General features: G+C 59.5%; 30 protein-coding genes. 25 read left to right on the top strand and 5 right to left on the bottom strand.

Going from position 1 to position 25,482, the window contains the following annotated elements; all coding sequences use genetic code 11:
• Positions 1-31 precede the first annotated feature (31 nt).
• The 11 genes from OZ428_RS07230 (at position 32) to OZ428_RS07175 (ending at position 6,655) form a co-directional block, all read left to right on the top strand.
• Positions 32-769, top strand: a complete 738-nt coding sequence (locus OZ428_RS07230; protein WP_269132984.1) for a hypothetical protein — start codon at positions 32-34, stop codon at positions 767-769.
• Entirely contained in the window at positions 766-1,329 is a 564-nt protein-coding gene (locus OZ428_RS07225; protein WP_269132983.1) for a siphovirus Gp157 family protein, read from the top strand. Before OZ428_RS07230 ends, OZ428_RS07225 begins: the two co-directional genes overlap by 4 nt.
• 7 nt (positions 1,330-1,336) lie before the next feature.
• Positions 1,337-1,582, top strand: a complete 246-nt coding sequence (locus OZ428_RS07220) for a hypothetical protein (protein ID WP_269132982.1) — start codon at positions 1,337-1,339, stop codon at positions 1,580-1,582.
• Positions 1,579-2,049, top strand: a complete 471-nt coding sequence (locus OZ428_RS07215) for a hypothetical protein (RefSeq protein ID WP_269132981.1) — start codon at positions 1,579-1,581, stop codon at positions 2,047-2,049. The genes OZ428_RS07220 and OZ428_RS07215 overlap by 4 nt, the downstream gene beginning before the upstream one ends.
• A 69-nt stretch (positions 2,050-2,118) precedes the next feature.
• Positions 2,119-2,448 carry a hypothetical protein gene (locus tag OZ428_RS07210; protein WP_269132980.1) on the top strand — a complete coding sequence of 110 codons (330 nt, stop codon included), beginning with the start codon at positions 2,119-2,121 and terminating at the stop codon, positions 2,446-2,448.
• 18 nt (positions 2,449-2,466) lie between these two features.
• Positions 2,467-3,078 (top strand): DUF1566 domain-containing protein, encoded by a 612-nt coding sequence (locus tag OZ428_RS07205; protein WP_269132979.1) that lies wholly within the window; start codon positions 2,467-2,469, stop codon positions 3,076-3,078.
• Positions 3,079-3,157: 79 nt separating this feature from the next.
• Positions 3,158-3,778, top strand: coding sequence for a DUF1566 domain-containing protein (locus OZ428_RS07200; protein WP_269132978.1), 621 nt, complete (start codon positions 3,158-3,160; stop codon positions 3,776-3,778).
• Positions 3,779-3,837: 59 nt separating this feature from the next.
• On the top strand, positions 3,838-4,194 hold the full coding sequence (locus OZ428_RS07195) for a four helix bundle protein (protein WP_269132977.1): 357 nt from the start codon (positions 3,838-3,840) through the stop codon (positions 4,192-4,194).
• A gap of 281 nt (positions 4,195-4,475) precedes the next feature.
• The gene (locus OZ428_RS07185) at positions 4,476-5,621 is read left to right on the top strand and encodes an RNA-directed DNA polymerase (RefSeq protein ID WP_269132976.1); all 1,146 of its coding nucleotides are present in this window, start codon (positions 4,476-4,478) and stop codon (positions 5,619-5,621) included.
• Between the two features lie 186 nt (positions 5,622-5,807).
• Entirely contained in the window at positions 5,808-6,176 is a 369-nt protein-coding gene (locus OZ428_RS07180; RefSeq protein ID WP_269132975.1) for a DUF4406 domain-containing protein, read from the top strand.
• Complete coding sequence (locus OZ428_RS07175; RefSeq protein ID WP_269132974.1) at positions 6,173-6,655, top strand: hypothetical protein; 483 nt, start codon at positions 6,173-6,175, stop codon at positions 6,653-6,655. The genes OZ428_RS07180 and OZ428_RS07175 overlap by 4 nt, the downstream gene beginning before the upstream one ends.
• A gap of 213 nt (positions 6,656-6,868) precedes the next feature.
• On the opposite strand, the gene OZ428_RS07170 is transcribed toward OZ428_RS07175, so the two are convergent.
• Positions 6,869-7,090 (bottom strand): hypothetical protein, encoded by a 222-nt coding sequence (locus tag OZ428_RS07170; RefSeq protein WP_269132973.1) that lies wholly within the window; start codon positions 7,088-7,090, stop codon positions 6,869-6,871.
• A gap of 88 nt (positions 7,091-7,178) precedes the next feature.
• On the opposite strand from OZ428_RS07170, the gene OZ428_RS07165 reads away from it, so the two are divergent.
• The 8 genes from OZ428_RS07165 to fdxA all read left to right on the top strand — a co-directional run bounded on the left by OZ428_RS07165 (position 7,179) and on the right by fdxA (position 13,942).
• Entirely contained in the window at positions 7,179-7,568 is a 390-nt protein-coding gene (locus OZ428_RS07165; RefSeq protein ID WP_269132972.1) for a hypothetical protein, read from the top strand.
• Positions 7,565-7,966 carry a hypothetical protein gene (locus OZ428_RS07160; protein ID WP_269132971.1) on the top strand — a complete coding sequence of 134 codons (402 nt, stop codon included), beginning with the start codon at positions 7,565-7,567 and terminating at the stop codon, positions 7,964-7,966. Before OZ428_RS07165 ends, OZ428_RS07160 begins: the two co-directional genes overlap by 4 nt.
• A 49-nt stretch (positions 7,967-8,015) precedes the next feature.
• Positions 8,016-9,149: a DNA-methyltransferase gene (locus OZ428_RS07155; protein WP_269132970.1), complete on the top strand. Its 1,134-nt coding sequence runs from the start codon at positions 8,016-8,018 to the stop codon at positions 9,147-9,149.
• A 49-nt stretch (positions 9,150-9,198) separates the two neighbouring features.
• Positions 9,199-9,558, top strand: a complete 360-nt coding sequence (locus OZ428_RS07150; RefSeq protein ID WP_269132969.1) for a hypothetical protein — start codon at positions 9,199-9,201, stop codon at positions 9,556-9,558.
• Between the two features lie 92 nt (positions 9,559-9,650).
• Complete coding sequence (locus OZ428_RS07145; RefSeq protein ID WP_005785292.1) at positions 9,651-9,845, top strand: DUF4224 domain-containing protein; 195 nt, start codon at positions 9,651-9,653, stop codon at positions 9,843-9,845.
• Between the two features lie 10 nt (positions 9,846-9,855).
• Positions 9,856-10,845, top strand: a complete 990-nt coding sequence (locus OZ428_RS07140) for a tyrosine-type recombinase/integrase (protein ID WP_159954506.1) — start codon at positions 9,856-9,858, stop codon at positions 10,843-10,845.
• Positions 10,846-10,896: 51 nt separating this feature from the next.
• Positions 10,897-13,476 (top strand): DNA mismatch repair protein MutS, encoded by a 2,580-nt coding sequence (gene mutS / locus OZ428_RS07135; protein WP_269132968.1) that lies wholly within the window; start codon positions 10,897-10,899, stop codon positions 13,474-13,476.
• A gap of 142 nt (positions 13,477-13,618) precedes the next feature.
• The gene (gene fdxA / locus OZ428_RS07130; RefSeq protein ID WP_033899812.1) at positions 13,619-13,942 is read left to right on the top strand and encodes a ferredoxin FdxA; all 324 of its coding nucleotides are present in this window, start codon (positions 13,619-13,621) and stop codon (positions 13,940-13,942) included.
• Positions 13,943-14,435: 493 nt separating this feature from the next.
• Here the strand turns inward: fdxA and apbC are convergent, their stop codons facing one another.
• Positions 14,436-15,530: an iron-sulfur cluster carrier protein ApbC gene (gene apbC, locus OZ428_RS07125; protein ID WP_028619070.1), complete on the bottom strand. Its 1,095-nt coding sequence runs from the start codon at positions 15,528-15,530 to the stop codon at positions 14,436-14,438.
• A gap of 171 nt (positions 15,531-15,701) precedes the next feature.
• On the opposite strand from apbC, the gene metG reads away from it, so the two are divergent.
• The 4 genes from metG (at position 15,702) to OZ428_RS07105 (ending at position 19,986) form a co-directional block, all read left to right on the top strand.
• Complete coding sequence (gene metG / locus OZ428_RS07120; RefSeq protein ID WP_269132967.1) at positions 15,702-17,753, top strand: methionine--tRNA ligase; 2,052 nt, start codon at positions 15,702-15,704, stop codon at positions 17,751-17,753.
• Positions 17,754-18,042: 289 nt separating this feature from the next.
• Entirely contained in the window at positions 18,043-18,999 is a 957-nt protein-coding gene (rsxB, locus tag OZ428_RS07115) for an electron transport complex subunit RsxB (RefSeq protein ID WP_133074495.1), read from the top strand.
• A gap of 58 nt (positions 19,000-19,057) precedes the next feature.
• Positions 19,058-19,696 carry an endonuclease III gene (nth, locus tag OZ428_RS07110; RefSeq protein ID WP_033899807.1) on the top strand — a complete coding sequence of 213 codons (639 nt, stop codon included), beginning with the start codon at positions 19,058-19,060 and terminating at the stop codon, positions 19,694-19,696.
• A 107-nt stretch (positions 19,697-19,803) separates the two neighbouring features.
• Positions 19,804-19,986 carry a PA3496 family putative envelope integrity protein gene (locus OZ428_RS07105; protein ID WP_133074496.1) on the top strand — a complete coding sequence of 61 codons (183 nt, stop codon included), beginning with the start codon at positions 19,804-19,806 and terminating at the stop codon, positions 19,984-19,986.
• 84 nt (positions 19,987-20,070) lie between these two features.
• On the opposite strand, the gene OZ428_RS07100 is transcribed toward OZ428_RS07105, so the two are convergent.
• The 3 genes from OZ428_RS07100 to OZ428_RS07090 form a co-directional block, all read right to left on the bottom strand.
• Positions 20,071-20,703, bottom strand: coding sequence for a response regulator transcription factor (locus OZ428_RS07100; protein ID WP_010212736.1), 633 nt, complete (start codon positions 20,701-20,703; stop codon positions 20,071-20,073).
• A gap of 625 nt (positions 20,704-21,328) precedes the next feature.
• The gene (locus tag OZ428_RS07095) at positions 21,329-22,546 is read right to left on the bottom strand and encodes an argininosuccinate synthase (RefSeq protein WP_010212738.1); all 1,218 of its coding nucleotides are present in this window, start codon (positions 22,544-22,546) and stop codon (positions 21,329-21,331) included.
• Positions 22,547-22,675: 129 nt separating this feature from the next.
• Entirely contained in the window at positions 22,676-23,584 is a 909-nt protein-coding gene (locus OZ428_RS07090; RefSeq protein WP_095014902.1) for a flagellar protein MotY, read from the bottom strand.
• Between the two features lie 156 nt (positions 23,585-23,740).
• Here OZ428_RS07090 and pyrC point away from each other — a divergent pair, with 156 nt between their 5' ends.
• Entirely contained in the window at positions 23,741-24,787 is a 1,047-nt protein-coding gene (gene pyrC / locus OZ428_RS07085; RefSeq protein ID WP_177110986.1) for a dihydroorotase, read from the top strand.
• Entirely contained in the window at positions 24,784-25,455 is a 672-nt protein-coding gene (gene rnt / locus OZ428_RS07080) for a ribonuclease T (RefSeq protein ID WP_010212742.1), read from the top strand. The genes pyrC and rnt overlap by 4 nt, the downstream gene beginning before the upstream one ends.
• The last annotated feature ends 27 nt before the right edge of the window (positions 25,456-25,482 follow it).

Raw genomic sequence — 25,482 nt, 5'->3', positions numbered from 1 at the left:
GCGCCCCCCTCCGGTGGCGCGGAGAGCAATCATGTCTGACAAGAACATGCAGATCTGGAATCAGGTCAGCAAGACCGACACCAGCCACACGAAAAAAGCTGAGGTCGGCGGGCAGAAGATCACCAGCCTCAACGGTACGGCGATGATCATGAAAGCGACCGAGATTTTCGGCCCCGTCGGTATTGGGTTCGGCTGGTCGGTGGTGGAAGAGCGCTTCGACCCTGGTGCGGAAATGTTCGTTGGTGAGGGCGACAAGCGTGCATCGTTGGGGTTTGAGCTGAATCACACGATCAAGATCAAGTTTTGGTTCGAGCTCGACGGCAAGCGCGGCGAAATCGAACAGTACGGCTGCACCCGCTACCTCTACAAGTCGAAGTTCGGCACCACCACCGACGGCGAGGCGCCGAAAAAGTCGCTGACCGACGCCATCAAGAAATCGCTTTCGATGCTCGGTTTCAGCGCAGACGTGTTCCTAGGCCTTTTCGACGACGACGAGTACGTCACCCAGCTCAAGGAAGAGGAAGCGATCGCCAATGCCGACGACAAGGACGCCGAGATCTTGCGCCAGAAGCAGGAGCGCGTGGACTGGCTTGCCTCGGCAGTTGAGACCATTGGCAAAGCAGTCACAGCCTACGAACTAAAAACCCTGAACGTGAAATACATCCGCGAAGCCACTCGCCGCAATGAGCCCGCGTTCATCGCCCGCATCACTCGCGCATTCGAAGAGCGCAAAGCCAGCCTTGAGAAAGGCACGGAGGCAGCAGCATGACTCAACTCTACGCACTCACCGGCAAACTCGCCGAACTCCAGGCCATGGCCGACACCGATGATGAAGGCCTTAAAGAGGCGTTGCAGCACGCCATGGACGAGGTCCAAGGCGACTTCAATATCAAGGCGGACAACATCGTCATGCTGCGCCGCAACATCGAGAGCGACGTGACCGCCATCGACAACGAAATCGAGCGCCTGGCCGAACTCAAGCGGATCAAGTCCAACAGCGTGTCGCAGATCAGCGACTACCTGCGCCGCAACATGGAAGCCGCCAACATCAAGTCGATCAAGCGTCCGCTCTTTACCATCACACTGGCCATGGGCAGCGAACGGGTGATCGTGGACAACGAAGATGCAGTGCCGGACGAGCTGACCACTGTGAAGTCGAGCATTGCTCCGGACAAAAAGGCCATTGCCGCCAAGCTCAAGGAGATCCGCGAGCATAACGAAGCGGTGCGCAAGCGCATGGCAGCCGGTGAAGACGCTGAACACGAACTTCTACCCGAACCTATCTGGGCTCACTTGGAGCGCGGCGACAGTTCGATCCGAATCAAGTGAGGTCGCCATGTACGTCAGTAACCACCTAAGCCTGGTAGAGCAGCACCGCCAGGACGCAGTTTCAATCTCGGAGCGCACGGCGCAGTTCCTGGCGTCGGGTGGTGCCGTCGCCCAGGTGCCGAGCATGTCAGTCAACCCGGTGCCGCCGAAGCGCGCAACCAAGATTGATCCCGAAACTATCCTCAAGCGCCGAAAGCCAGCTATCACAGCGGCAGAACGCAAGGCGCTGCGCAAACTTGCGGAGGCGTTATGAAAAAGCGCAAGCCTCACAACCTGCGGGAGCGCATTGCCAGATCGTGCCGCTCCCTGCTGGCCACCAACCATGTCGCGGTGGTGAACATCGATCCCAGCGGCCGCCAGGGCATGATCAATTACAAGTCGCTGAAGAACATTACACCGGGGAAGATTGGCCAGGCCGTCTGCGGTATCCCCCACCGGTGGACGATCTACCTCAGCGCCCTTTGCATCGATGCCCGCGGTGACCGATACAGCAAGTCAGTGGAGGTGGCGCCCGATGGCGTTTACCTCTCCGACCACCTGGAAGACGTGATCGAGCATTGCTACAAGAAGCTGCGCGACGAGGCCAATCAAAGCCAGATGGTGGCTTCGGGTTGGATTGCCATTCCGGAAGCGATGTCACTCGATGAGGCACACGCCGCGCGCATCTTCGAAGCCGTCGGCGCCTGGCACCAGGTGAAGGTCGATTCATGCGCCGCATAGCCCGCACCCAGCAACGCAAACGTCAAACCTGGCTCGCACTGCCGGCCAGCGGAATTGAAGAGGTAGGCCATGGCAGCAGTCCCGCAGAAAGAACGCTCGGCCAAGTCTGCCAGGAAGCGCGTGGCACTTGCCGAGGAAGAGTTGAGGCTCAGGGTTCGCCCAGGCACCCGACAGGCTCTGGCCGATCTGATGGAGTGGTCGGGCATTACTGAGCAGGGCGAGGCGATGACGCTGATGATTCATCACCTGCATGCGATGGGCGCTGCGAAGTGCCAGCCTCTACTGAATCCGCCGCGCCACGAAATCGAGATATCGCAAAACGTGGCGCGGGAATTCCGCAATAAAAGCCTTCTCGCCATCCAGAAAGACCCCGGCGACGAAATCATAGATCCCGAATAACTCACCCGAGGAACACCGATGAAAGCCAAGACAATCTCTATCGAGGCTGACGGCCTCAAAATCAAAGGCACTGCCGAACGTATGATTCAGCTGCTCGCGGCGAGCTTGTTCGTGCAGGCTCTGCCACCGGCTGCGAATGTGCAGCCGGTAGTGGCGTCGGCCGTTCCAGAGATCGGCCAGCCTTGGCCAGGCCAGGGCGGCATCAATGGCGGGTTTGTGCATGCCCGCGGCGATGTGCCAGCGCACTACCTGATCATCGCTGCAAAGGACGTTGGCAGCCTTGAGTGGGGCGGTCGCGGAGTCGAGGTTAAAGGCCTCAGCAAGACCGACGGCTACACCAACACCCAGGTGCTGATTGGTAACGACGACGAGCGAAAATATCCCGCCGCCGATGCGTGCGCCGAGTACCAGGCTGATGGTCACCATGACTTCTACCTGCCGGCCGCTGCCGAGTTGTACCAGGGCTGGCTGAACTGTCCCGAGGTGTTCGCCCAGGACTGCTACTACTGGTCGAGTTCGCAGCGCTCAGCCCACGGCGCATTCAGCCTGCTCTTCGATGATGGCTATCAGTACTACGACGCCAAGTTCAACGAGCTCCGTGTCCGCCCCGTCCGCAGATTCTTTATTTGATCCTTTAACCATTCGTTCTTGATCCGGCACACCAGGGCGCACAGCGCCTTTTTTGTTGCCTTCGAAAAGAGGAAGCACCATGTCCGCAGTTGAGAAAGCAGCACCGGCATTGACCACCCCATCCATCGGCCAAGCCTACGGCGGCGGCTTCGTCACCGGCATTACCCGCGACCCTGCAACCGGTAAGCGTTCCCTGCACATCACCGCCAGTTCGGCGCATGAGCTGGTTGGCAAGTGGGGGGAGTACGGCGAGAAGATCGAAGGCGCCGACAGCCTCACTGACAGCCTGGCCAACACCAAGGCCATGGCGGCGGCAGGCAGTGAGCTGGCGGCAAAGGTTCTGGCCCTGAACATAGAGGGCTTCACCGATTGGGCGATCCCAGCCCGCGACGTGCAGGAGTTGCAGTACCGGCACTTCAAGCCGACCACCGAAGAGAACTGGGAGAATTCGCGCAACGGTGATAACCCGCACAGCGAGCCAGTCGGCCAGCTGTACAGCGCAGAAGATCCGCTGCAAACCGCTCATGCCGCATTCCAGGAAGGTGGAGCCGAAGCCTTCCGCGACACCTGGTACTGGTCGAGTTCGCAGCGCTCAGCCTACTACGCATTCAGCATGGACTTCGCTGATGGCAGTCAGGACAGCTACGTCAAGAACGACGAGCTCCGTGTCCGCCCCGTCCGCAGCGAGCTTATTGATTAATTCGCTTATTTAATCCGGCCGCTTGCGGCCGGTTGCTTTGCTTATGGAGCTGTACCGCAATGGGAATGCACACCGATCTGTCGATCTACCGGGCGGCCATGGGCCTCTTACACATGGCAACCATCCTGACTCGCAATATCCCGCGAGACCTCAAGCAATCGCTGGGCAAGCGAATGATCGACGAATGCATCGAGGTCGTGATGCTGATCGCCCGTGCAAACGCAACACAGGACAAGCGGCCACACCTGACCCTGCTGGTTGAGAGGGTTCAAGTGGTTGAGTTCCTGATGCGCCTATTCAAGGACAGCCGATTCATCAGTGTCGAGCAGCATGCTAAGGCGATAGAGGTAACAGCCTCCGTCGGCAAGCAGGCCAACGCCTGGAAACGCTCCACCCCAACCGCGCCCGCTACCTGAAGGTTACGGCTTTCTGGTCTGTGCGAATTGAATCTGGTCGTGCCGCTGACCTGATAGGTCACCGCCATGCGCATCAGAGATACCGACGGTCTAAAGCGTCCGTGCAGGTCTCGCGCAGTTTCCTTGCTGATCGGCTATGCCTTCGGCTCGGCGACGTAGATAGCACGATAGGTCGCAGCGCTCAGCCAACAACGCATTCAACATGAACTTCGATGATGGCAATCAGAACAACAACGACAAGAACAACGAGCTCCGTGTCCGCCCCGTCCGCAGATTCGACTTTGGGTCCCTACCCGTTTCAGGATCTGGTCCAGGCCTATTACGACTGCCGACGCACCAAGCGCAACAGCGACAGCGCGCTGGCTTTCGAGATAGACCTGGAGCGGAACCTGATCCAGCTGCACAACGACCTGGTCACCGGAAATTACCGGCCAGGCCGATCCATCTGTTTCGTGGTCACCCGGCCGAAAGCCCGCGAAGTTTGGGCTGCAGCCTTTCGGGACCGCGTCGTCCACCACCTTATGTACAACCATGTGGCACCGCGCTTCTACGCCAGCTTCATAGCGGACAGTTGCGCATGCATTCCAGGGCGCGGCACGTTGTACGCCGCGACCCGGCTTGAATCGAAGATCCGCAGCGCCAGCGAGAACTGGTCGAAGCCAGTCTTCTACCTCAAGTGCGACCTGGCCAACTTCTTCGTCGCCATCGACAAGGCAGTGCTGCGCAAGCAGTTGGAGGCCAGGATCACCGAACCCTGGTGGTTGGCCCTGGCCACGCAGATCCTCATGCATGACCCTCGTGAGGATTACGAGACCCGCAGCCCGGCGCACCTGTTCAACCGGGTGCCGCAGCACAAGCGCCTGGTAGCGCAGCCCGCACGCCTCGGGCTACCGATCGGCAACCTGTCATCGCAGTTCTTCGCTAACGTCTACCTCGACGCACTTGACCAGTTCGCCAAGCACACGCTGCGGGCCAAGCACTACATCCGCTACGTAGATGACTTCGTGTTCCTGCACGAGTCGCCGCAGCAGCTCAACCAGTGGCTGGCCGAGGTCGAAGCGTTCCTGCCCAGCTTGGGCGCCAGGCTCAACCCGACCAAGACCATCCTGCAGCCCGTGGATCGCGGTGTGGACTTCGTTGGGCACGTCATCAAGCCGTGGCGGCGCACCACCCGCAAGCGATCACTGGCCCAGGCGCTGAAGCGAACAGCTGCAGCACCGGCCGAGGATCTGCGCGAGACCGCCAACAGCTACTTCGGCCTGCTCAGCCAGGCCAGCCACAGCGAGAAAGATAGGGCGGCACTCGCCCGCGTCGTGCTGAAGCGCGGCAACAGCGTCAATGCCGACCTGACGAAGACCTACCAGAGGTGCAAGGCGCCGGGCCATAAGCAAGATCGCGCCATCGCGCAAGATCAGCAATCAATCTAAGCCCCCCAGCGGCCTCGGCATCAAGCCTTTCATCAGGAAGGCTAAGCAGCCGGACAACCTCATCGCCGATCAGGCGTATGGCCTCCACATCAGTTTTCGTGCTCATCGCAGCCACCAAAAGGTTCGCGTAGAGCGCCGATTATAAACCCACTCCACCGCCCGGGCATGGCCCGGCAAGGACTCCCCATGCCTACAGAAAACAAATTCTTCGCCACCGGTGTGACGCTCCAGGCTGCCCGCGCCAACCGCGTCTATGTGGCCGGGCCCATGACGGGTATCGCCGACTTCAACTACCCCGCCTTCAACGCCGTGGCCGACCAGCTGCGCGCCCTGGGCTACGAAGTCGAGAACCCGGCAGACCACGGCATCGTCGAGGGTGCGCAGTGGGCCGACTACATGGCCTACGACCTGACGCGCCTGGGCCTCTGCGGCGTCATCGCGCTGCTTCCGGACTGGGAGAAATCGCAAGGCGCCCGCCTGGAAGTCCTGATAGCCGAACGCCTCGGCATGACTGTTGTGAATGCCCATGATCTGGTAACGAGGGAGGCTGTATGAACAAGACTCTTAAGGCATTCGCGGTGGTCGGTGACGGTTACGAAGACTCGCCCGAACAGTTGCCCGTGGCAGCGACTGACGGTGTTCAGCTGGCTGTATTCGCCACGATCCCATCGGCCACTGAGCGCCTGGAGTTTAAAGGTGAGCAGGTTCTGCCTGTCGTGATTCTGTCGGAAAAAGATCACGACGCCAGGAATGCTAAGTACGAGCAGCTGCAACAGTGCCTGACCGCAGCGGATGAGCTGGCGGATACCATGGGAGGGTTGTTGCGACTGGCGCGCGGCGCAATTGGCGAGAATCAATGGACTCTTCTGACCAAAGACATTGACACGATGCTGTCGCAGGATGCCGGGCGGACCAATAACAGCAGGAACGCGCACTGCCCGCATGACGGCATCTGTCATACCAGTGAAGAAACATGCGCTGATGCTCAGGAGCGTATCGCATCACTCACAGCGCCAGCGGGCGCAGGACAATGAATATCCCGACCTTCAACCCGAAAGGGATTCGACCATGGATGCTCAAGTGCCCGCTTGCCACTCGCGCCTTCTGCTTGGTGATGCTGCCTATCGCGCCCTTCGTTTTCGCAGCTGCGATCCTGTGGGCGAACCGTAGCGACTTCTCTGAAATGAAGATGCTCGTCAAGGCAGCGTTTCTTCCATGGCAATCTATCCCGGCACCAAGCGCCCCGCCTAACCCTGGCTCGGGCGATCGCGCAAAACCCTCATAGCACTTTCCAGTTCGTCGGCAGCGCCGGCTACGTGGTCAGCTGTGACCCAGTGCCACGAGGTATTGCCGATAAGACCGCCAATCGCCTGCTTGTATAGCCGGTCTATATCGACGCCTTGCTGCTCGGCCTGCTGAAGTACCGCCAGCAGCGCCTGTTCAAGATGAAACACCCTTTCGACGGACATGGCCCAGCCCTCAAGAAGTGAGGCGCCAAGTCTAGTCTGTAACCCCTCCCCCTTCAAAGTCAGCCGCTATAGCGGCAAGGACGAAGTCATGCCTGAAGAAAACAAACACGACCTGGCTGCAGCTGATCGCAAGCTACTCATTCAGGCCGCGCACTCCGCCCGCATCGATATCGAACCGTGCACCTGCAGCGATCCTAAGTGGCCTTTCCGGCTGGCTGGCAAGTCCGGTGTCCGTGGACACTGGAACCCGCTCATCAATGACGGGGATGCGCTGCGCTTGGCGGTGGTCATGGGCCGCATGGAGCGCCTGTGCGTAGCCATCCACATAGTCGAGCCATTCGACGGCGACACCGGGCCGTATACCTACGTGGATGCTGAGCGCTTCGGCGAACACACCATGTCCCACCACGCCGATCCGTTCGGGGCAACTCGCCGCGCAATCGTCGAAGCCGCAGCTGAAATCGGGAGAAGGTCATGAGCCGGAGCGGATACAGCGACGATTGTGGTGGGTGGGATCTGATCTGCTGGCGGGGCGCTGTGAATTCGGCGCTCAGGGGAAAGCGTGGACAGGCTTTCCTGGTCGAGTTGCGCGATGCTCTGGACGCCATGCCTGAAAAGCGCCTGGTGGCAGACACGCTTGAAGCAGACGGCCAGTTCTGCACCCTCGGCGTTCTCGGTGCAAAGCGCGGGGTGGACATGAGCACAATCGATGCGCATTGCCGAGAGACGGTGTCGGAAGCTTTCGGAATTGCGCCAGCCATGGCCGCCGAAGTCGTGTTCGAGAACGACGAATGTGGATGGAACGAAACCCCAGAGCAGCGCTGGCAGCGGATGCGGAAATGGATCGACAGCCATATCAAGGAGGTGACGCCATGATCGCCACCCTCTGGTTCGCCTACGTCTTCATCTACAAGGGGCCAAGGCCATGAAACAGCATCGCGTTTTGATCGGCGACTGCATTGAGTCGATGCGGACGCTGCCAGACAAGTCGGTTCAGATGTGCGTGACCAGCCCGCCCTACTACGGGCTTCGGGATTACGGCGTGGACGGGCAGATCGGCCTGGAGGAAACGCCGGCTGAATTCATCGCTCGACTGGTTGAGGTTTTCCGCGAGGTGCGTCGAGTGCTCCGCGACGACGGTACCGCCTGGGTGAATATGGGTGACAGCTATGCCAGCAAGCCCAACGGGCCAATAGGGCTTGGAGGACACAATACCGACGCGCCGCATGTGGCAGTGCGTACCGCCAACGCCAGACGATCCAGCCAAATCCCCATGGGGTTCAAACACAAGGACCTGATGGGAATGCCTTGGCGACTGGCCTTCGCCCTACAGGATGACGGATGGTACCTTCGGCAAGACATCATCTGGCACAAGCCAAACCCCATGCCGGAATCAACGCGCGACCGCTGCACAAAGGCCCACGAATACATCTTCTTGATCAGCAAGTCGCGCCGGTACCACTGCGATATGACCGCGATCCGCGAGCCTGCGATATATGGCGCAACACCCAGCGGGGTCGGCTTCGGCCATGGCTTCGATGCGGTAACCAAGCCGCGGGCGACGGTACCGACCGGCTGGGACACATCAACCGGCGACGGTGGGCACGGTGCTTTCCACAAAGACGGCGCAGAGCGGGCACGGCGGGACAGCTTCAAGCGTGAAGGTTCGAAGCGAGAGCAAGCCATACCGGGCCAAACAGTCGGCACGCATCGACCTGACCGCGAGGAAAGTTCGTGGGATGTGGCTACCCGCAATAAGCGCAGTGTCTGGACTGTTGCAACGCACGCCTTCAAAGAGGCCCACTTCGCAACCTTCCCGCCCGACCTGATCCGCCCGTGCATCCTTGCCGGAGCGCCACTCGGCGGCGTCGTGCTTGACCCTTTCGGCGGGGCCGGCACTACGGCGGTGGTCGCCATGCAGGAAGGGCGAAAATCGATCCTGTGCGAACTGAACCCGGAATATGCCGCAATGGCTGAACGCCGAATAGCGGCAGCCTGGCTCGACGGCGCGGCGCAGATGGATGTCTTTCGCGACACCGCGCAACACCCAGCAGCCTAACCCCAATCCCCCTACATGCCTGCCGGTGAGCGGCGGGCGAGGTATTCGTATGTCTGACTTTCAAACGGAAACCATGCCCGTGGCGCGCAAGCAGCACCAATGCTGTGAATGCTACGGCCCGATCCAACCTGGCCAGCAGTACCAACTCATCAGCGGATGCTGGGATGGCGACATGGACACTTTCAAGACTTGCTCAGCCTGCACGGCGGCACGCTCCTGGGCAACCACACAACCTGAATGGATGGGAGACGGTGAGCACCTCTATTACTTCGGGCAGATGGAGGAAGACTTGTCGTACACGGCGCCAGAGATTCCACCCGGTGACGGGCGGCGATTCAAAGCGTACCGCTTGCAGCTGCAAATCACGCGGCGCCGTAAGGCCGCATCAGAAGCCCGCAAAGCGGCGTAACCCTAACCCACCTTCTGCCGCCCAGCGCGGCAAGGACACCAAATTAAATTGATCAAGAAAGCGCGGCCCAGAAGGGACTGCGGGAGGTAGGTATGTTTTTGACAGCAGAGGAAGTTGCCGACCTGACCGGATATAAAAAGCCAGGGGCACAGATAAAGTGGCTGACCGCCGAACGATACGGGTTCGCGGTAGGTGGTGATGGGCACCCAAAGGTGCTGCGCCAAGTTGTCATTGGGCGGCTGGGTGGTATTCAATCAAGGAAGGGGCCGGAGTTGCGGCTGTGCTGAGGTGATATAGATGCGACCGCGCAAGAAGGACCGGCACCTGCCGGCGTGCATGTACCAAAAGCACGGCGCCTATTACTTGGTCCGCAAGGGCAAGTGGTTGCGCCTCGGCACTGAGTTTCAGGCGTCTCTCGCCGAATACGCCATGCTGCTGGATAAGCGCAGCCTGGGCGGGATGCCCAAACTGATCGACGACGCGCTCGAGCACATGCGCACCAGAACGAAGCCGGCGCTGAAGCCGAACACGCTCAAGCAATACGAGGCGGCGGCCGAGCGACTGAAGGAAAACTTCGCCGACTTCGAGCCGCGCGAGGTGCTGCAGCGTCACGTCGTTGCGCTAAAGCTGCACATGGCGGACACACCGAACATGTCGAACCGGGTGATCTCGGTGCTGCGGGCAGTCTTCACCTACGCCCTGGAGCAGCAGATTGTCGACTCGAATCCGTGCATCGGCGTGCGCCGGCACCTGGAGCACAAGCGCGACAGGTACATCACTCACGGCGAGTTCCAGGCGATCTGCGCCAACTCAAGCGACAACATGCGCGTCATCTATGAGATGTGCTACCTGACCGGCCAGCGTATCGGTGACGTCCTGGCCATCCGGCTGGCCGACATCAGCCCCGAGGGCATCGCCTTCAAACAGGAGAAGACGAACGCGAGGCTGCTGGTGCAGATGACGCCGGACCTGGAGGACTTGGTGGCCAGGGCAAAGGCGCTTCCAAGGAAGATCCGCGGGCTCACGTTGTTCTGCTCGCCGCGCGGCGGAAAGCCGGTGCACTACAGCTCGGTCAAGGATGCATTTGCGATCAGTTGCAAGAAGGCCGGCGTCGAGGATGCCAGCCTCCACGACCTACGCGCGAAGTCGCTTTCCGACACGGACGACCAAGGCAACGACGCGCAAAAGCTCGGTGGCCACACCGATGCCAAGATGACGCAACGTTATCTGCGCCTGCGCAAAATCAACGTAGGCCTGCCGCCAACAATGCCTAAAAAATCCCTGTAGTATTAGACAGATGTGAATTGTCAAATAGACAGGTAGAGCCGAAAGCCCCGTATGACAGACCTTTCAAGCCACACTCCAATGATGCAGCAGTACTGGCGCCTCAAGAACCAGCACCCTGATCAGTTGATGTTCTACCGCATGGGCGACTTCTACGAGATCTTCTACGAAGACGCGAAGAAGGCCGCCAAGCTGCTGGACATCACCTTGACCGCGCGCGGGCAGTCGGCGGGGCAGTCGATTCCGATGTGTGGGATTCCTTACCATTCATTGGAAGGTTACCTGGTCAAGCTGGTGAAGCTGGGCGAGTCGGTGGTGATCTGTGAGCAGATCGGCGACCCGGCCACCAGCAAGGGGCCGGTGGAACGTCAGGTGGTACGCATTATTACGCCGGGGACGGTGAGTGATGAGGCGCTGCTGGATGAACGTCGTGACAACCTGATTGCGGCGGTGTTGGGCGATGAGCGTCTGTTTGGCCTGTCGGTGCTGGACATTACCAGTGGCAACTTCAGCGTGCTGGAGATTAAAGGCTGGGAGAACCTGCTGGCGGAGCTGGAGCGTATCAACCCGGTGGAATTGTTGATCCCGGATGATTGGCCGAAGGATTTGCCGGCGGAAAAACGCCGTGGGGCCAAGCGTCGTGCGCCGTGGGATTTTGAGCGTGACTCGGCGTTGAAAAGTCTGTGCCAACAGTTCTCGGTGCAAGACCTTAAAGGCTTCGGTTGCGAGACCCTGACCCTGGCCATCGGCGCCGCCGGTTGCTTGCTGGGCTATGCCAAGGAAACCCAGCGCACCGCCCTGCCGCATTTGCGCAGCCTACGCCATGAGCGTCTGGACGATACCGTGGTGCTCGATGGCGCGAGCCGTCGCAACCTGGAATTGGACACCAACCTGGCCGGCGGGCGTGATAACACCCTGCAATCGGTGGTCGACCGTTGCCAGACCGCCATGGGCAGCCGCTTGCTGACCCGCTGGCTGAACCGACCGTTGCGCGACTTGAGCGTGCTGCAGGCGCGTCAGACTTCTATTACTTGCCTGCTGGACGGCTATCGCTTTGAAAAGCTGCAGCCACAGCTGAAGGAAATCGGTGATATCGAGCGCATCCTGGCGCGGATCGGCCTGCGCAATGCACGTCCGCGTGACTTGGCGCGCCTGCGTGACGCCCTCGGTGCCTTGCCACAATTGCAAGCGGCGATGACCGAACTGGATACACCGCACCTGCAACAGCTCGCGGTCACCGCCGGTACTTATCCGGAGCTGGCCGCGTTGCTGGAAAAAGCCATCATCGACAACCCGCCCGCGATCATCCGCGACGGCGGCGTCTTGAAGACCGGTTACGACAGCGAGTTGGACGAACTTCAAGCCCTGAGCGAAAACGCCGGGCAGTTCCTGATTGACCTGGAAGCCCGCGAAAAAGCCCGTACCGGCCTGGCCAACCTGAAAGTCGGCTACAACCGTGTGCACGGCTACTTCATTGAGTTGCCGAGCAAGCAGGCCGAGTCGGCCCCCATCGACTACCAACGTCGCCAGACACTGAAAGGCGCCGAACGGTTTATCACCCCAGAGCTGAAAGAATTCGAAGACAAGGCACTGTCGGCCAAGAGCCGTGCCCTGGCTCGGGAAAAGATGCTCTATGAAAACCTGCTGGAAGACCTGATCAGCCAGTTGGCACCGCTGCAGGACACCGCCGCCGCCTTGGCTGAGCTGGATGTGCTGAGCAACCTGGCCGAGCGTGCGCTGAACCTTGACCTGAACTGCCCGCGTTTTGTCAGCGAGCCGTGCATGCGCATCGTGCAAGGTCGCCACCCGGTCGTAGAACAGGTGTTGACCACGCCGTTCGTCGCCAACGACCTGTCGCTGGACGACGATACCCGCATGCTGGTGATCACCGGTCCGAACATGGGCGGTAAATCCACCTACATGCGTCAGACCGCTTTGATTGTGCTGTTGGCGCACATCGGCAGCTTTGTGCCGGCGGCCAGTTGCGAGCTGTCCCTGGTGGATCGCATTTTCACCCGGATCGGCTCCAGCGACGACCTGGCCGGTGGCCGTTCGACCTTTATGGTGGAGATGAGCGAAACCGCCAACATCCTGCATAACGCCACCGAACGCAGCCTGGTGCTGATGGACGAAGTGGGTCGCGGCACCAGCACTTTCGACGGGCTGTCCCTGGCCTGGGCGGCGGCCGAGCGCCTGGCGCATCTGCGTGCCTATACGTTGTTTGCCACCCACTATTTCGAACTGACCGTGCTACCGGAAAGTGAACCGCTGGTGGCCAACGTGCATCTGAACGCCACTGAGCACAACGAGCGTATCGTGTTCCTGCACCACGTGCTGCCGGGGCCGGCCAGCCAGAGTTACGGCCTGGCCGTGGCCCAACTGGCCGGTGTGCCGAATGACGTGATCACCCGCGCCCGCGAACACCTCAGCCGCCTTGAAACCACGGCCCTGCCCCATGAAACCGTGGTCGCCAGCCCAGCCAAAGCCTCCAGTAAACCGGCCGCACCGCATCAGAGCGATATGTTCGCCAGCCTGCCCCACCCGGTGCTGGATGAGTTGGCAAAGCTTGACCTGGATGACTTGACGCCGCGAAAAGCGCTCGAAATGTTATATGCACTGAAGACTCGGATATAACGCTGACGCTTGCAAGCTGGTAGACTCTCGCGCGGTTTGGGATGCTGCAGGCTATTAGCCTGGCCTGCAGACTATCGCTCCCGAACCTCGCGAGCCCTGCCACAAAGGGTTTCGCTGCCGCCGCCTGAGGAGAAAATTAGAAATGACCTTCGTCGTCACCGACAACTGCATCAAGTGCAAGTACACCGACTGCGTGGAAGTATGTCCGGTGGACTGCTTCTACGAAGGCCCGAACTTCCTGGTCATCCACCCGGACGAGTGCATTGATTGCGCCCTGTGTGAACCTGAATGCCCGGCCGTCGCTATTTTCTCCGAGGATGAAGTCCCGGCAGGTATGGAGCAGTTCATTCAGCTGAACGTCGAGCTGGCTGAAATCTGGCCGAATATCACTGAGCGCAAAGACCCGATGCCGGATGCTGCGGAATGGGATGGCAAGACGGGTAAAATTGCTGACCTCGAACGCTGATAGCGTCGCGTCCAAAAAAGGCCCCTTGCGGGCCTTTTTGCGTTTCTGGAAGGTGGGTATCACTTTCCTACAGGCAAAAAAAAGGGGCGGTATGACCCGCCCACATTTTTTCCCTAGTCCCTGTATTCCTTTTCATCATCCTGATGAATCGCATCCTGCGATATTCCTTTAACCATCGTTCCTTGATGGCTGTGTCAATCCGTGGACACAGGGCTGATGTTAGAGAGTTCCAAAGGAAGTTCAACGGGATCCATTTCTGCGGCTGACAGGCTTTGACGGTCAACAGACAATAATTAATTGTTATTTTTCAACAAGATAGAAAACTCTTTCACCTAACCGGGACGGACTTGGCGGGTAAAAAACCCAAACGCTTACGAAAAAGTAAGCGAATGCTTACACGACCAATTGCGTAAATGAGAAATAAACCCGCCTTGACCACTGCCCAGACATGAAAAAGCCCCGACACTGTCGAGGCTTTTTCCCTTCAAAGCCCTCAGTCGTCGCTGACGGTGATGGTCGGCATCGCTGGCGCAGCGGCTTCCTGCAGCACAATACGCGCGCCCACATGGCGAGCCAGCTCCTGGTAAACCATGGCGATCTGGCCATCAGGGTCCGCCGCGACCGTCGGCTTGCCGCCGTCAGCCTGTTCACGAATAACCATCGACAGTGGCAATGAGGCCAGCAGTTCCACGCCATATTGGGTGGCCAGCTTCTCGCCACCGCCTTCGCCGAACAGGTGCTCGGCGTGGCCGCAATTGGAGCAGATGTGCACCGCCATGTTCTCCACCACGCCCAATACCGGGATATTGACCTTGCGGAACATCTCCACGCCTTTTCTCGCGTCGAGCAACGCCAGGTCCTGGGGCGTGGTGACGATCACCGAGCCAGCCACCGGGACTTTCTGTGCCAGGGTCAGTTGGATATCACCGGTGCCTGGTGGCATGTCGATCACCAGGTAGTCCAAATCGCCCCAGGCGGTCTGGGTGACCAGTTGCAGCAAGGCGCCGGAGACCATTGGCCCGCGCCAGACCATCGGCGTGTTGTCATCGGTCAGGAAGGCCATGGACATCACTTCCACACCCAAGGACTCAATTGGCACGAACCACTTCTGGTCCTTGACCTTCGGCCGCGTGCCCTCGGCGATGCCGAACATCACGCCTTGGCTCGGGCCGTAGATGTCCGCATCAAGGATGCCCACGCGCGCACCTTCGCGGGCCAGGGCCAAGGCCAGGTTGGCCGCCGTGGTGGATTTGCCCACGCCGCCCTTGCCCGAGGCCACGGCCACCACGTTCTTGACGTTGGCCAGGCCCGGGATCTGCGCCTGGGCCTTGTGCGCGGCGATCACACACTGGATGTCGACCTTGGCCGAACGCACGCCGTCGAGGCCTTCAATGGCCATCTGCAGCATCTGCGCCCAACCGCTCTTGAACAGGCCGGCGGCGTAACCCAGTTCCAATTGAACCGACACCTGGTCGCCCTGGACGTCGATGGCACGCACACAGCCGGCACTGACCGGGTCCTGGTTCAAATAAGGGTCGGTGTACTGGCGAAGCACGGCTTCCACCGCTGCGCGATTGACGGCGCTCATGGGCTACTCCCGAAAAAGACTGACTGAAACAGGCGGCTATCCTAACCGTTCCAGCGGCGTTACGGCATGCTTTCGCAGGTTCGGAAGATTCTGAAACAGCGCCACGGGGTGAAATATATTTCCCGGCGCTTTATAGTGGCCGACCTCCGTTTCATCAAGTAGCCGAGCCCCATGTCCGAGCCACGCAAGATCCTCGTCACCAGCGCCCTGCCCTATGCCAATGGTTCCATCCATCTTGGCCATATGCTTGAGTACATCCAGACCGATATGTGGGTGCGCTTCCAGAAGCATCGCGGCAATCAATGCATTTATGTCTGCGCAGACGACGCCCACGGTTCGGCCATCATGTTGCGCGCCGAAAAGGAAGGGATCACCCCGGAACAACTGATCGCCAATGTGCAGGCTGAACATAGCGCCGACTTTGCCGAGTTCCTGGTGGACTTCGATAACTTCCACTCGACCCACTCCGAAGAAAACCGTGAGCTGTCGAGCCAGATCTACCTGCGCTTGAAAGAAGCCGGGCATATCGACCAGCGTTCGGTGACCCAGTATTTCGACCCGGAAAAGAAAATGTTCCTGGCCGACCGCTTCATCAAGGGCACCTGCCCGAAATGCGGCACCGAAGACCAATACGGCGACAACTGCGAGAAATGCGGTGCGACCTACGCGCCCACCGAGCTGAAGAACCCTAAGTCGGCAATCTCTGGCGCTACCCCGGTGCTCAAGGATTCCCAGCATTTCTTCTTCAAGCTCCCGGATTTCCAGCAGATGCTGCAAACCTGGACCCGCAGCGGCACCCTGCAGGACGCCGTGGCCAACAAGCTCTCCGAATGGCTCGACAGCGGCTTGCAGCAGTGGGACATCTCCCGCGATGCGCCGTACTTCGGCTTCGAGATCCCAGGCGAGCCGGGCAAGTATTTCTACGTGTGGCTGGATGCGCCGATCGGCTACATGGCCAGCTTTAAGAACCTGTGCGACCGCACGCCGGAACTGGACTTCGACGCGTTCTGGAACAAGGATTCCACCGCCGAGCTGTACCACTTCATCGGAAAGGACATCGTCAACTTCCACGCGCTGTTCTGGCCGGCAATGCTTGAAGGTTCGGGTTATCGCAAGCCGACCGCCATCGCGGTGCACGGCTACCTGACGGTCAACGGCCAGAAGATGTCAAAGTCCCGTGGCACCTTCATCAAGGCGCGCACCTACCTGGACCACTTGTCGCCGGAATACCTGCGCTACTACTACGCCTCCAAGCTGGGCCGTGGCGTCGATGACCTGGACCTGAACCTGGAAGACTTCGTACAGAAGGTCAACTCGGACCTGGTCGGCAAGGTCGTCAACATTGCCAGCCGTTGTGCCGGGTTTATCCACAAAGGCAATGCGGGCCTGCTGGTGGCCGAGAACGCTGCGCCGGAACTGACTGACGCGTTCCTGGCCGCTGCGCCAAGCATTGCCGATGCCTATGAAGCGCGCGACTTTGCTCGCGCCATGCGCGAGATCATGGGCCTGGCCGACCGCGCCAACGCCTGGATCGCCGACAAGGCACCGTGGTCGCTGAACAAGCAGGAAGGCAAGCAGGCGGAAGTCCAGGCGATCTGCGCCACGGGCGTCAACCTGTTCCGCCAACTGGTGATCTTCCTCAAGCCGGTGCTGCCGTTGCTGGCCGCCGACGCCGAGGCGTTCCTCAATGTGGAGCCGCTGACCTGGAACGATCACGCCACCTTGCTCAGCAACCATCAGTTGAACGAGTTCAAGCCGCTGATGACGCGTATCGACCCGGTCAAAGTCCAGGCCATGACCGACGCTTCGAAAGAAGATCTGGTTGCCAGCCAGACCGATACCGGTTCGACCGCACCTGCTGGCAATGGTGAGTTGGCCAAGGACCCGATCTCTGCGGAAATCGACTTTGATGCTTTTGCTGCCGTGGACCTGCGTGTCGCGCTGATCGTCAAGGCCGAAGCCGTGGAGGGTGCCGACAAGCTGCTGCGTCTGACCCTGGACCTCGGTGGCGAGCAACGCAACGTGTTCTCCGGGATCAAGAGCGCTTATCCGGACCCGTCCAAGCTTGATGGCCGCCTGACCATGATGATCGCCAACCTCAAGCCTCGGAAAATGAAGTTCGGCGTTTCCGAAGGCATGGTGATGGCGGCTGGCCCTGGTGGGGAAGAGATCTACCTGCTCAGCCCTGACAGCGGCGCCAAGCCGGGCCAACGTATCAAGTGAGCCTGCACGGTCTGGGGGTGTGGTTGTAGTGAGCGGGCTTGTCTGTGGTGAGCGGGCTTTTGTGGTGAGCGGGCTTGCCCCGCGCTGGGCTGCGAAGCGGCCCCCATCATTGCCACTGCAGTTTTTACAGATAGATCCGGGTGCCTGGTTTTAGGGCTGCTTCGCAGCCCAGCGCGGGGCAAGCCCGCTCACCACAGACAAGCCCACTCACCACAGCAAGCCCGCTCACCACAAGAAAGCACAACCACTCCAACCAAGTTTGCATAAACGGCCTACCCATGATCACCCCATGAACCTCATTCAACGTATCGACGCGCTGCTGCCGCAGACCCAATGCGGCAAATGCGGGCATCCAGGCTGCAAGCCTTACGCTGAGGGTATTGCTCAGGGCGAAGCGATCAACAAGTGCCCGCCTGGTGGACAGGAAACCATTGCTGGCCTTGCGCAATTGTTGCGCGTTCCGGTGCTGGAACTGGATATCAGCCGAGGGGAAGCCCCGGCCCAGATTGCCTATATCCGCGAAGCTGAGTGCATCGGTTGCACCAAGTGCATCCAGGCCTGCCCGGTAGACGCCATTGTCGGCGCCGCCAAGCTGATGCACACGGTCATCGTCGATGAGTGCACCGGTTGCGACCTCTGCGTCGCGCCCTGCCCCGTTGACTGCATTGAAATGCGCCCGACAGCCACGGTCTTGCCGATCGTCGGTGGCCTGGCGACAAATGATCAGCAACGCCATGAACGCCACCTCAAGCGCGACCGGGCAAGGCGGCGGTATGAGCAACGCAACGCGCGGCTGCAACGAGAGGAAGCGCAAAAAGTCGCCGAACGCCAGGCGCGGGCCAAACGCTCAGTGCCGATTTTACCCGTGCAAGCCGATGCAGCACAGGATGCCGCGATCAAGAAAGCCAAAATCACAGTCGCCATGAGCCGCGCCCAACTGCATAAGTCCTTGAAGGCCTTCGGTCACCCGCCAACCTTTGAACAGCAGTCGCAGTTGATCGTTTTGCAGCAGCAGTTCGAAGCGGCAGAACAAGCGCTGACGACGCTAGAGCTGGGCACCGCGCCGAAGACAATGGCAGCAACCGGTAATACTGCCGACCTGAAACGCGCCAAAATCCAGCTGGCGATGCGCCGCGCAGCGTTAAAGAAAGCCCAGGACTTGAACGCCAGCCCGCAGCAACTGGCCGAAGCGCAGCATGACCTCGACGAGGCGCAACGCCAAGTGGATGCCCACGGCAACGCCTGACCCGCAAAGCCTGTATTGCTACAATCCCGCCGATCGACTGCCAGGAAAAACCCACCCCATGAACGCCGCAAAACGCCTGGAAATTTTCCGCAGGCTCCACGAAGACAATCCAGAACCCAAGACCGAACTGGCCTACACCACGCCGTTCGAGTTGCTGATTGCGGTGATCCTGTCGGCCCAATCCACGGACGTCGGCGTGAACAAGGCCACGGCCAAGCTGTACCCCGTGGCGAATACGCCAGAGGCGATCTATGGCCTGGGTGTAGAGGGGTTGTCGGAATACATCAAGACCATCGGCCTGTACAACAGCAAGGCCAAGAACGTCATCGAAACCTGCCGCCTGCTGGTGGAACTGCACGGCAGTGAAGTGCCGCAGACCCGCGAAGCTCTGGAGGCCTTGCCAGGCGTTGGCCGCAAAACCGCCAACGTGGTACTCAACACAGCGTTCCGGCAACTGACCATGGCCGTGGACACCCACATCTTCCGGGTCAGCAACCGAACCGGCATCGCCCGTGGCAAAAACGTGGTGGAGGTGGAAAAGCAACTGATGAAGTTCGTGCCCAAGCCGTATCTGCTGGATTCCCACCACTGGCTCATCCTTCATGGCCGCTACGTTTGCCAGGCCCGCAAGCCGCGCTGCGGCAGCTGTCGCATCGAAGACCTGTGCGAATACAAGGACAAGACGTCCGACGATTAAGGGATCATTGGTTTTCTCGATCAGTCGATTGAAAAAATCTTTTTTACCGGATCATGGATTATCGTTATAAGGAGCGCCAACGGCAGTCTTAGCCCGGAGTGAACCTTATGAGCACTGGCAAAGAGCAACTGGAAGTGGAAGACGACCTCGTTGAGTCGGAAGACGAGGGGGCGGAGACACCTGTGGCAGAGGTCGCCAAGACCAATTTGAGCAAACGCCGCACTATCGACAATCTACTGGAAGAACGACGCTTGCAAAAACAGCTGGCCGATTACGACTTCGATCTCTGATCGAGCGATCGACAGCCGGAAGCCTCCTTCAGGGAGGCTTTTTTCTGCCGGTGACCCGGGCAATACGCTGTGCTTTACCCTCCTCTATACCAAGCCGTTGCGCTGGGCCAGTTCGATCAGGTCCACCAGCGAGCGCGCATTGAGCTTGAGCAGCAGACGCGTCTTGTAGGTGCTGACGGTCTTGTTGCTGAGAAACATGCCGTCGGCAATCTCCTTGTTGGTCCTGCCCCGCGCCAACTGCTGCAATACCATCATTTCCCGCCCGGACAGGCGCTCGACCATATCGGCTTCACTGGCATTGCCCATGGTAGAACGTACCGAGTTGAGCGCCTGGTTGGGGAAATAGCTGTAGCCGGACAAGACCGCCTTGATCGCACTCAGCAGCTCGGTGAGGTCCTGTTGCTTGCACACGTAGCCGGCAGCCCCCGCTTGCATGCAACGCATGGAAAAATGACCCGGGGCCTGGGACGTCAGCACCAGCACCTTGAACGGCGCAGGTTGCTTGGTAGAAGACAGCCGGCAAATAACTTCCAGGCCATCAAGTTTGGGAATCCCGATATCCAGTATCACAATGTCCGGCATATGCTCCCGTGCAAGTTGCAACGCATCGACACCGTTATCGGTCTCGGCAACGACCTCATAACCATGACGTTCCATTAGCATACGCACAGCAAGACGAATGACGGGATGATCATCCACGATCAGCACTTTATTCATAAGAAAGTCCAATTTCGCTGTTCGAATTATTTAGAGCAAGCACAATAGCCTAGTCGTTTCCTAGTTGGCATAGCATTACCCCCCAAGCAACAGCAAGCAGAGACCCACCCCACAGCGATAAAGGAATTGCCCTACAAAAAAACGCCCTCTCGGAGGGATCTGGTTTTGTGGATCCTTTCAGACCTTTCCTGGGACTTACATACTTTGAGTGAAATATCCGTGGCTTATAGGGGTTTGGGTAAACGTGCCGCACATGACTCTCAGGAAATGCCCCTTGCCTCTCACCTGCTGCAGGGGAAAACGGCCAGAACGATCCGTCTGCTTTAGTTCCATTTAACATATTCACTTACATCCTTAATTCCTACAGACTATTCGGCGCTTCGTATCTTCTCCGCACTTGTATGAGTGAATTATCTGTAAGACCAGTTCCTACATAGATGTAAAAAATTCATTCCCCCTACAAACTTTCAACAACAATTCATTCAAACCCCATTTCTGATAAAGATTTTGAGGAAAAACATCCACAGTCGTTTAATCGTTATAAACATCTAACATCTCTAAACAATCACAGGACAAAAAAAATGGCCCCTTGTACAAGGGGCCATTCTTCACAACAGGCTGAGACTTAGAACAGCGAGCGACCTTTGTTGGCGGCAATGCGCATGCGCAATGCGTTCAACTTGATAAAGCCTGCCGCGTCTGCCTGGTTGTACGCACCGCCGTCTTCTTCGAAGGTGGCGATGTTGGCGTCGAACAGCGACTCATCGGACTTGCGACCGGTCACGATCACGTTGCCCTTGTACAGCTTCAGGCGCACAACGCCATTAACGTGAACCTGGGAAGCGTCGATCATCTGCTGCAGCATCAGACGCTCAGGGCTCCACCAGTAGCCGGTGTAGATCAGGCTGGCGTACTTGGGCATCAGCTCGTCTTTGAGGTGAGCCACTTCGCGGTCCAGGGTGATCGATTCGATCGCGCGGTGGGCGCGCAACATGATGGTGCCACCAGGGGTTTCGTAGCAGCCACGGGACTTCATGCCCACATAACGGTTCTCGACGATGTCGAGACGGCCGATGCCGTGTTCGCCACCGATACGGTTCAGGGTCGCCAGCACGGTGGCCGGGGTCATTTCGACACCGTCCAGCGCGACGATGTCGCCGTTGCGGTAGGTCAGCTCCAGGTACTGCGGCTTGTCGGGCGCGTTCTCCGGGGAGACGGTCCACTTCCACATGTCTTCTTCGTGCTCGGTCCAGGTGTCTTCCAGCACGCCGCCTTCATAGGAGATGTGCAGCAAGTTGGCGTCCATCGAGTACGGGGACTTTTTCTTGCCGTGGCGCTCAATCGGGATTGCGTGCTTTTCAGCGTAATCCATCAGCTTTTCACGGGACAGCAGGTCCCATTCACGCCAAGGGGCAATCACTTTCACGCCTGGCTTGAGGGCGTAGGCACCCAGTTCGAAACGCACCTGGTCGTTGCCTTTGCCGGTGGCGCCATGGGAAATGGCGTCGGCGCCGGTTTCGTTGGCGATTTCGATCAGGCGCTTGGCGATCAGCGGACGTGCGATGGAGGTACCCAGCAGGTACTCGCCTTCGTAGACGGTGTTGGCGCGAAACATCGGGAAAACGAAATCGCGGACGAACTCTTCGCGCAGGTCGTCAATGTAGATCTCTTTCACGCCCATGGCTTGCGCCTTGGCACGTGCAGGTTCGACCTCTTCGCCCTGACCCAGGTCAGCGGTGAAGGTCACCACTTCACAGTTATAAGTATCCTGCAGCCACTTGAGGATCACCGAAGTGTCCAGGCCGCCGGAATACGCGAGAACGACCTTGTTTACGTCGGCCATGCCATCACTCCACGGGGTTGTACGGAAAGGCGTCGATTCTACCGACCAAAACCGCGAATTTACAGGGGCGCGACAGCAAATGAAGATAAAGCGACAGATTATGTCGAACGGGCGACCGATGGTCGCACCTCAGGACGTGTGCGCGGGGTTGCTCGGGCCAGTGGCCTGAGGTGCCGGTTTCTCGGGGGCTGCGACGCGTTCAAGCTGGATATTCACGCGGCGGTTGCGCGCCCGGTTGGCTGCATTGGTGTTGGGCGCCAGTGGGTAGCTTTCACCGTGGAAACGCAGGGTGATCTGCGATTCCGGGATCCCGTTGGCCTTGAAGTAGTCCATGACCGCCAGGCCGCGACGACGCGAGACGTCTCGATTGGTCAGACGATTACCGCTGTTGTCCGAATGGCCATTCAATTCGATATGGTTGACGGTCGGATCGGCTTTCATGAACGCGAGAATCACGTCGAGTTTCTTCTTGGCGGCCGCGTCCAGCTCGATTCCGCCGCCGGGGAAGCCAACTTCGGTCTGTTTGACCTGGTCGTAATTCATCGGCAACAGCTTGGCGGTGCACAGTTGGTAATCGTTGTAGGCCTTATTGAACTTGACCGGCAGCAGGCGGATCTCCGAATAGCCGCCTTCGCGCCCATAGTGCCGCACGGTCGGGCTACGCCCTTCCAGCAAGCCATTGAACAGACGCCCGGCCTGGGCCTGGGAGCTGTTGAACAACACATCGCCACTGCCTGCACGCACGGCGCCGAGGTTGATATCCCCTCGGCCCGGCTGCCACGGTGCAGCGGCGGCCAGCAAGGTGGCAGAACCGGCGCCCAGTGAGCCGTTGTAGGCCTTCAGACGAAACGTCGCCTGCTCGCCGGCCCGGCGCACGAACTCACCCGAACCGAAATCGGTGATCGGCTGGGTCAGGCGGCACTCGAATTGGTCGCCTTCCACCTTCCACTCAATATTCTCCAGACGTGTCTGGAACGTGAGGGCCATCGCAGGCAGGCTGGCGAACACACTGAGCAGGGCTAGATATTGCTGGCGCACGGGAGGCTCCATTGGTTTCTACAACACTTCAAAGCGTCATACATCGATAAGGCATACCCAAGGCTATCGGTTGCATCCTGCAAAACTTGATAGCGAGTGCCTGAGAGAGTCTTTTCCGGTAGCATTCCCACCAGATTGACCCGCCTGGAATCCCCAATGTCCGACCGCCTGACCCTGCTGCGTCCCGACGACTGGCATATTCATCTTCGCGATGGTGCTGCGTTACCCCACACCGTGGCCGATGTCGCGCGCACGTTTGGCCGCGCCATCATCATGCCTAACCTGGTACCTCCGGTGCGTAATGCCGAGCAAGCCGATGCCTATCGCCAGCGTATCCTCGCTGCACGACCGGCCGGCAGCCGCTTCGAACCGTTGATGGTGCTCTACCTCACCGACCGCACCCAGCCCGAAGAGATTCGTGAGGCCAAGGCCAGCGGTTTCGTGCACGCTGCCAAGCTGTACCCGGCCGGCGCGACCACCAACTCCGATTCCGGCGTAACCAGTATCGACAAGATTCTGCCGGCCATCGAAGCCATGGCCGAAGTCGGCATGCCGCTGCTGATCCACGGCGAAGTCACCCGTGGTGACGTGGACGTGTTCGACCGCGAGAAGATCTTCATCGACGAGCATATGCGCCGTGTGGTCGAGCTGTTCCCGACCCTCAAGGTGGTGTTCGAGCACATCACCACCGCCGATGCCGTGCAGTTCGTCAGCGAGGCCTCGGCCAACGTTGGCGCGACGATCACCGCGCATCACTTGCTGTACAACCGCAACCACATGCTGGTGGGCGGGATTCGGCCGCACTTCTATTGCCTGCCGATCCTCAAGCGCAACACCCACCAGGTGGCCTTGCTGGATGCGGCGACCAGCGGCAGTCCGAAGTTCTTCCTCGGCACCGACTCGGCGCCTCACGCACAGCATGCCAAAGAAGCGGCGTGCGGCTGTGCCGGTTGCTACACCGCCTATGCAGCGATTGAGCTGTACGCCGAAGCGTTCGAACAGCGCAACGCCCTGGACAAGCTTGAAGGTTTCGCCAGCCTCAACGGCCCGCGTTTCTATGGCCTGCCGGCGAATACCGACCGCATCACCCTGGTCCGTGAAGACTGGACCGCCCCTGCCAGCCTGCCGTTTGGCGAGCTGACCGTTATCCCGCTGCGCGCCGGTGAAACACTGCGCTGGCGCCTGCTGGAGGAAAGCAAGTGAGTGAAGACCATTACGACGACGAACACGAGCACAGTGGTGGCGGTTCGCGCCACCCGATGGCCGAGCGGTTTCGCGGCTATCTGCCGGTTGTCATCGACGTAGAAACCGGTGGTTTCAATTGCGCCACCGACGCCTTGCTGGAAATCGCTGCAACGACGATTGGCATGGATGAACAGGGTTTTGTGTTCCCGGAACACACCCACTTCTTCCGCGTCGAGCCGTTTGAAGGCGCGAATATCGAAGCCGCCGCTTTGGAATTCACCGGCATCAAGCTCGATCACCCACTGCGCATGGCGGTCAGTGAAGAAGCGGCATTGACCGATATCTTCCGTGGTGTGCGCAAGGCGTTGAAGGCCAATGGCTGCAAACGCGCGATCCTGGTCGGCCACAACAGCAGCTTCGACCTGGGCTTTCTCAACGCCGCCGTGGCGCGGTTGGACATGAAGCGCAACCCGTTCCACCCGTTCTCCAGCTTCGACACGGCCACCCTCGCAGGCCTGGCGTATGGCCAGACCGTGTTGGCGAAAGCCTGCCAGGCCGCCGGTATCGATTTTGACGGCCGTGAGGCTCACTCGGCTCGCTACGACACCGAGAAGACTGCCGAGCTGTTCTGCGGCATCGTCAACCGCTGGAAAGACATGGGCGGCTGGGAAGACTTCAACGATTGAGAAAAGCTTGTGTGGTGAGTGGGCTTG

The sequence above is a fragment of the Pseudomonas sp. GXZC genome (assembly GCF_026967615.1).
GTDB classification, from domain to species: Bacteria; Pseudomonadota; Gammaproteobacteria; order Pseudomonadales; family Pseudomonadaceae; genus Aquipseudomonas; species Aquipseudomonas azotoformans_A.
Note: the sequence above shows the minus strand (reverse complement) of the source record. Positions and strands in the feature narration are given on the sequence as shown.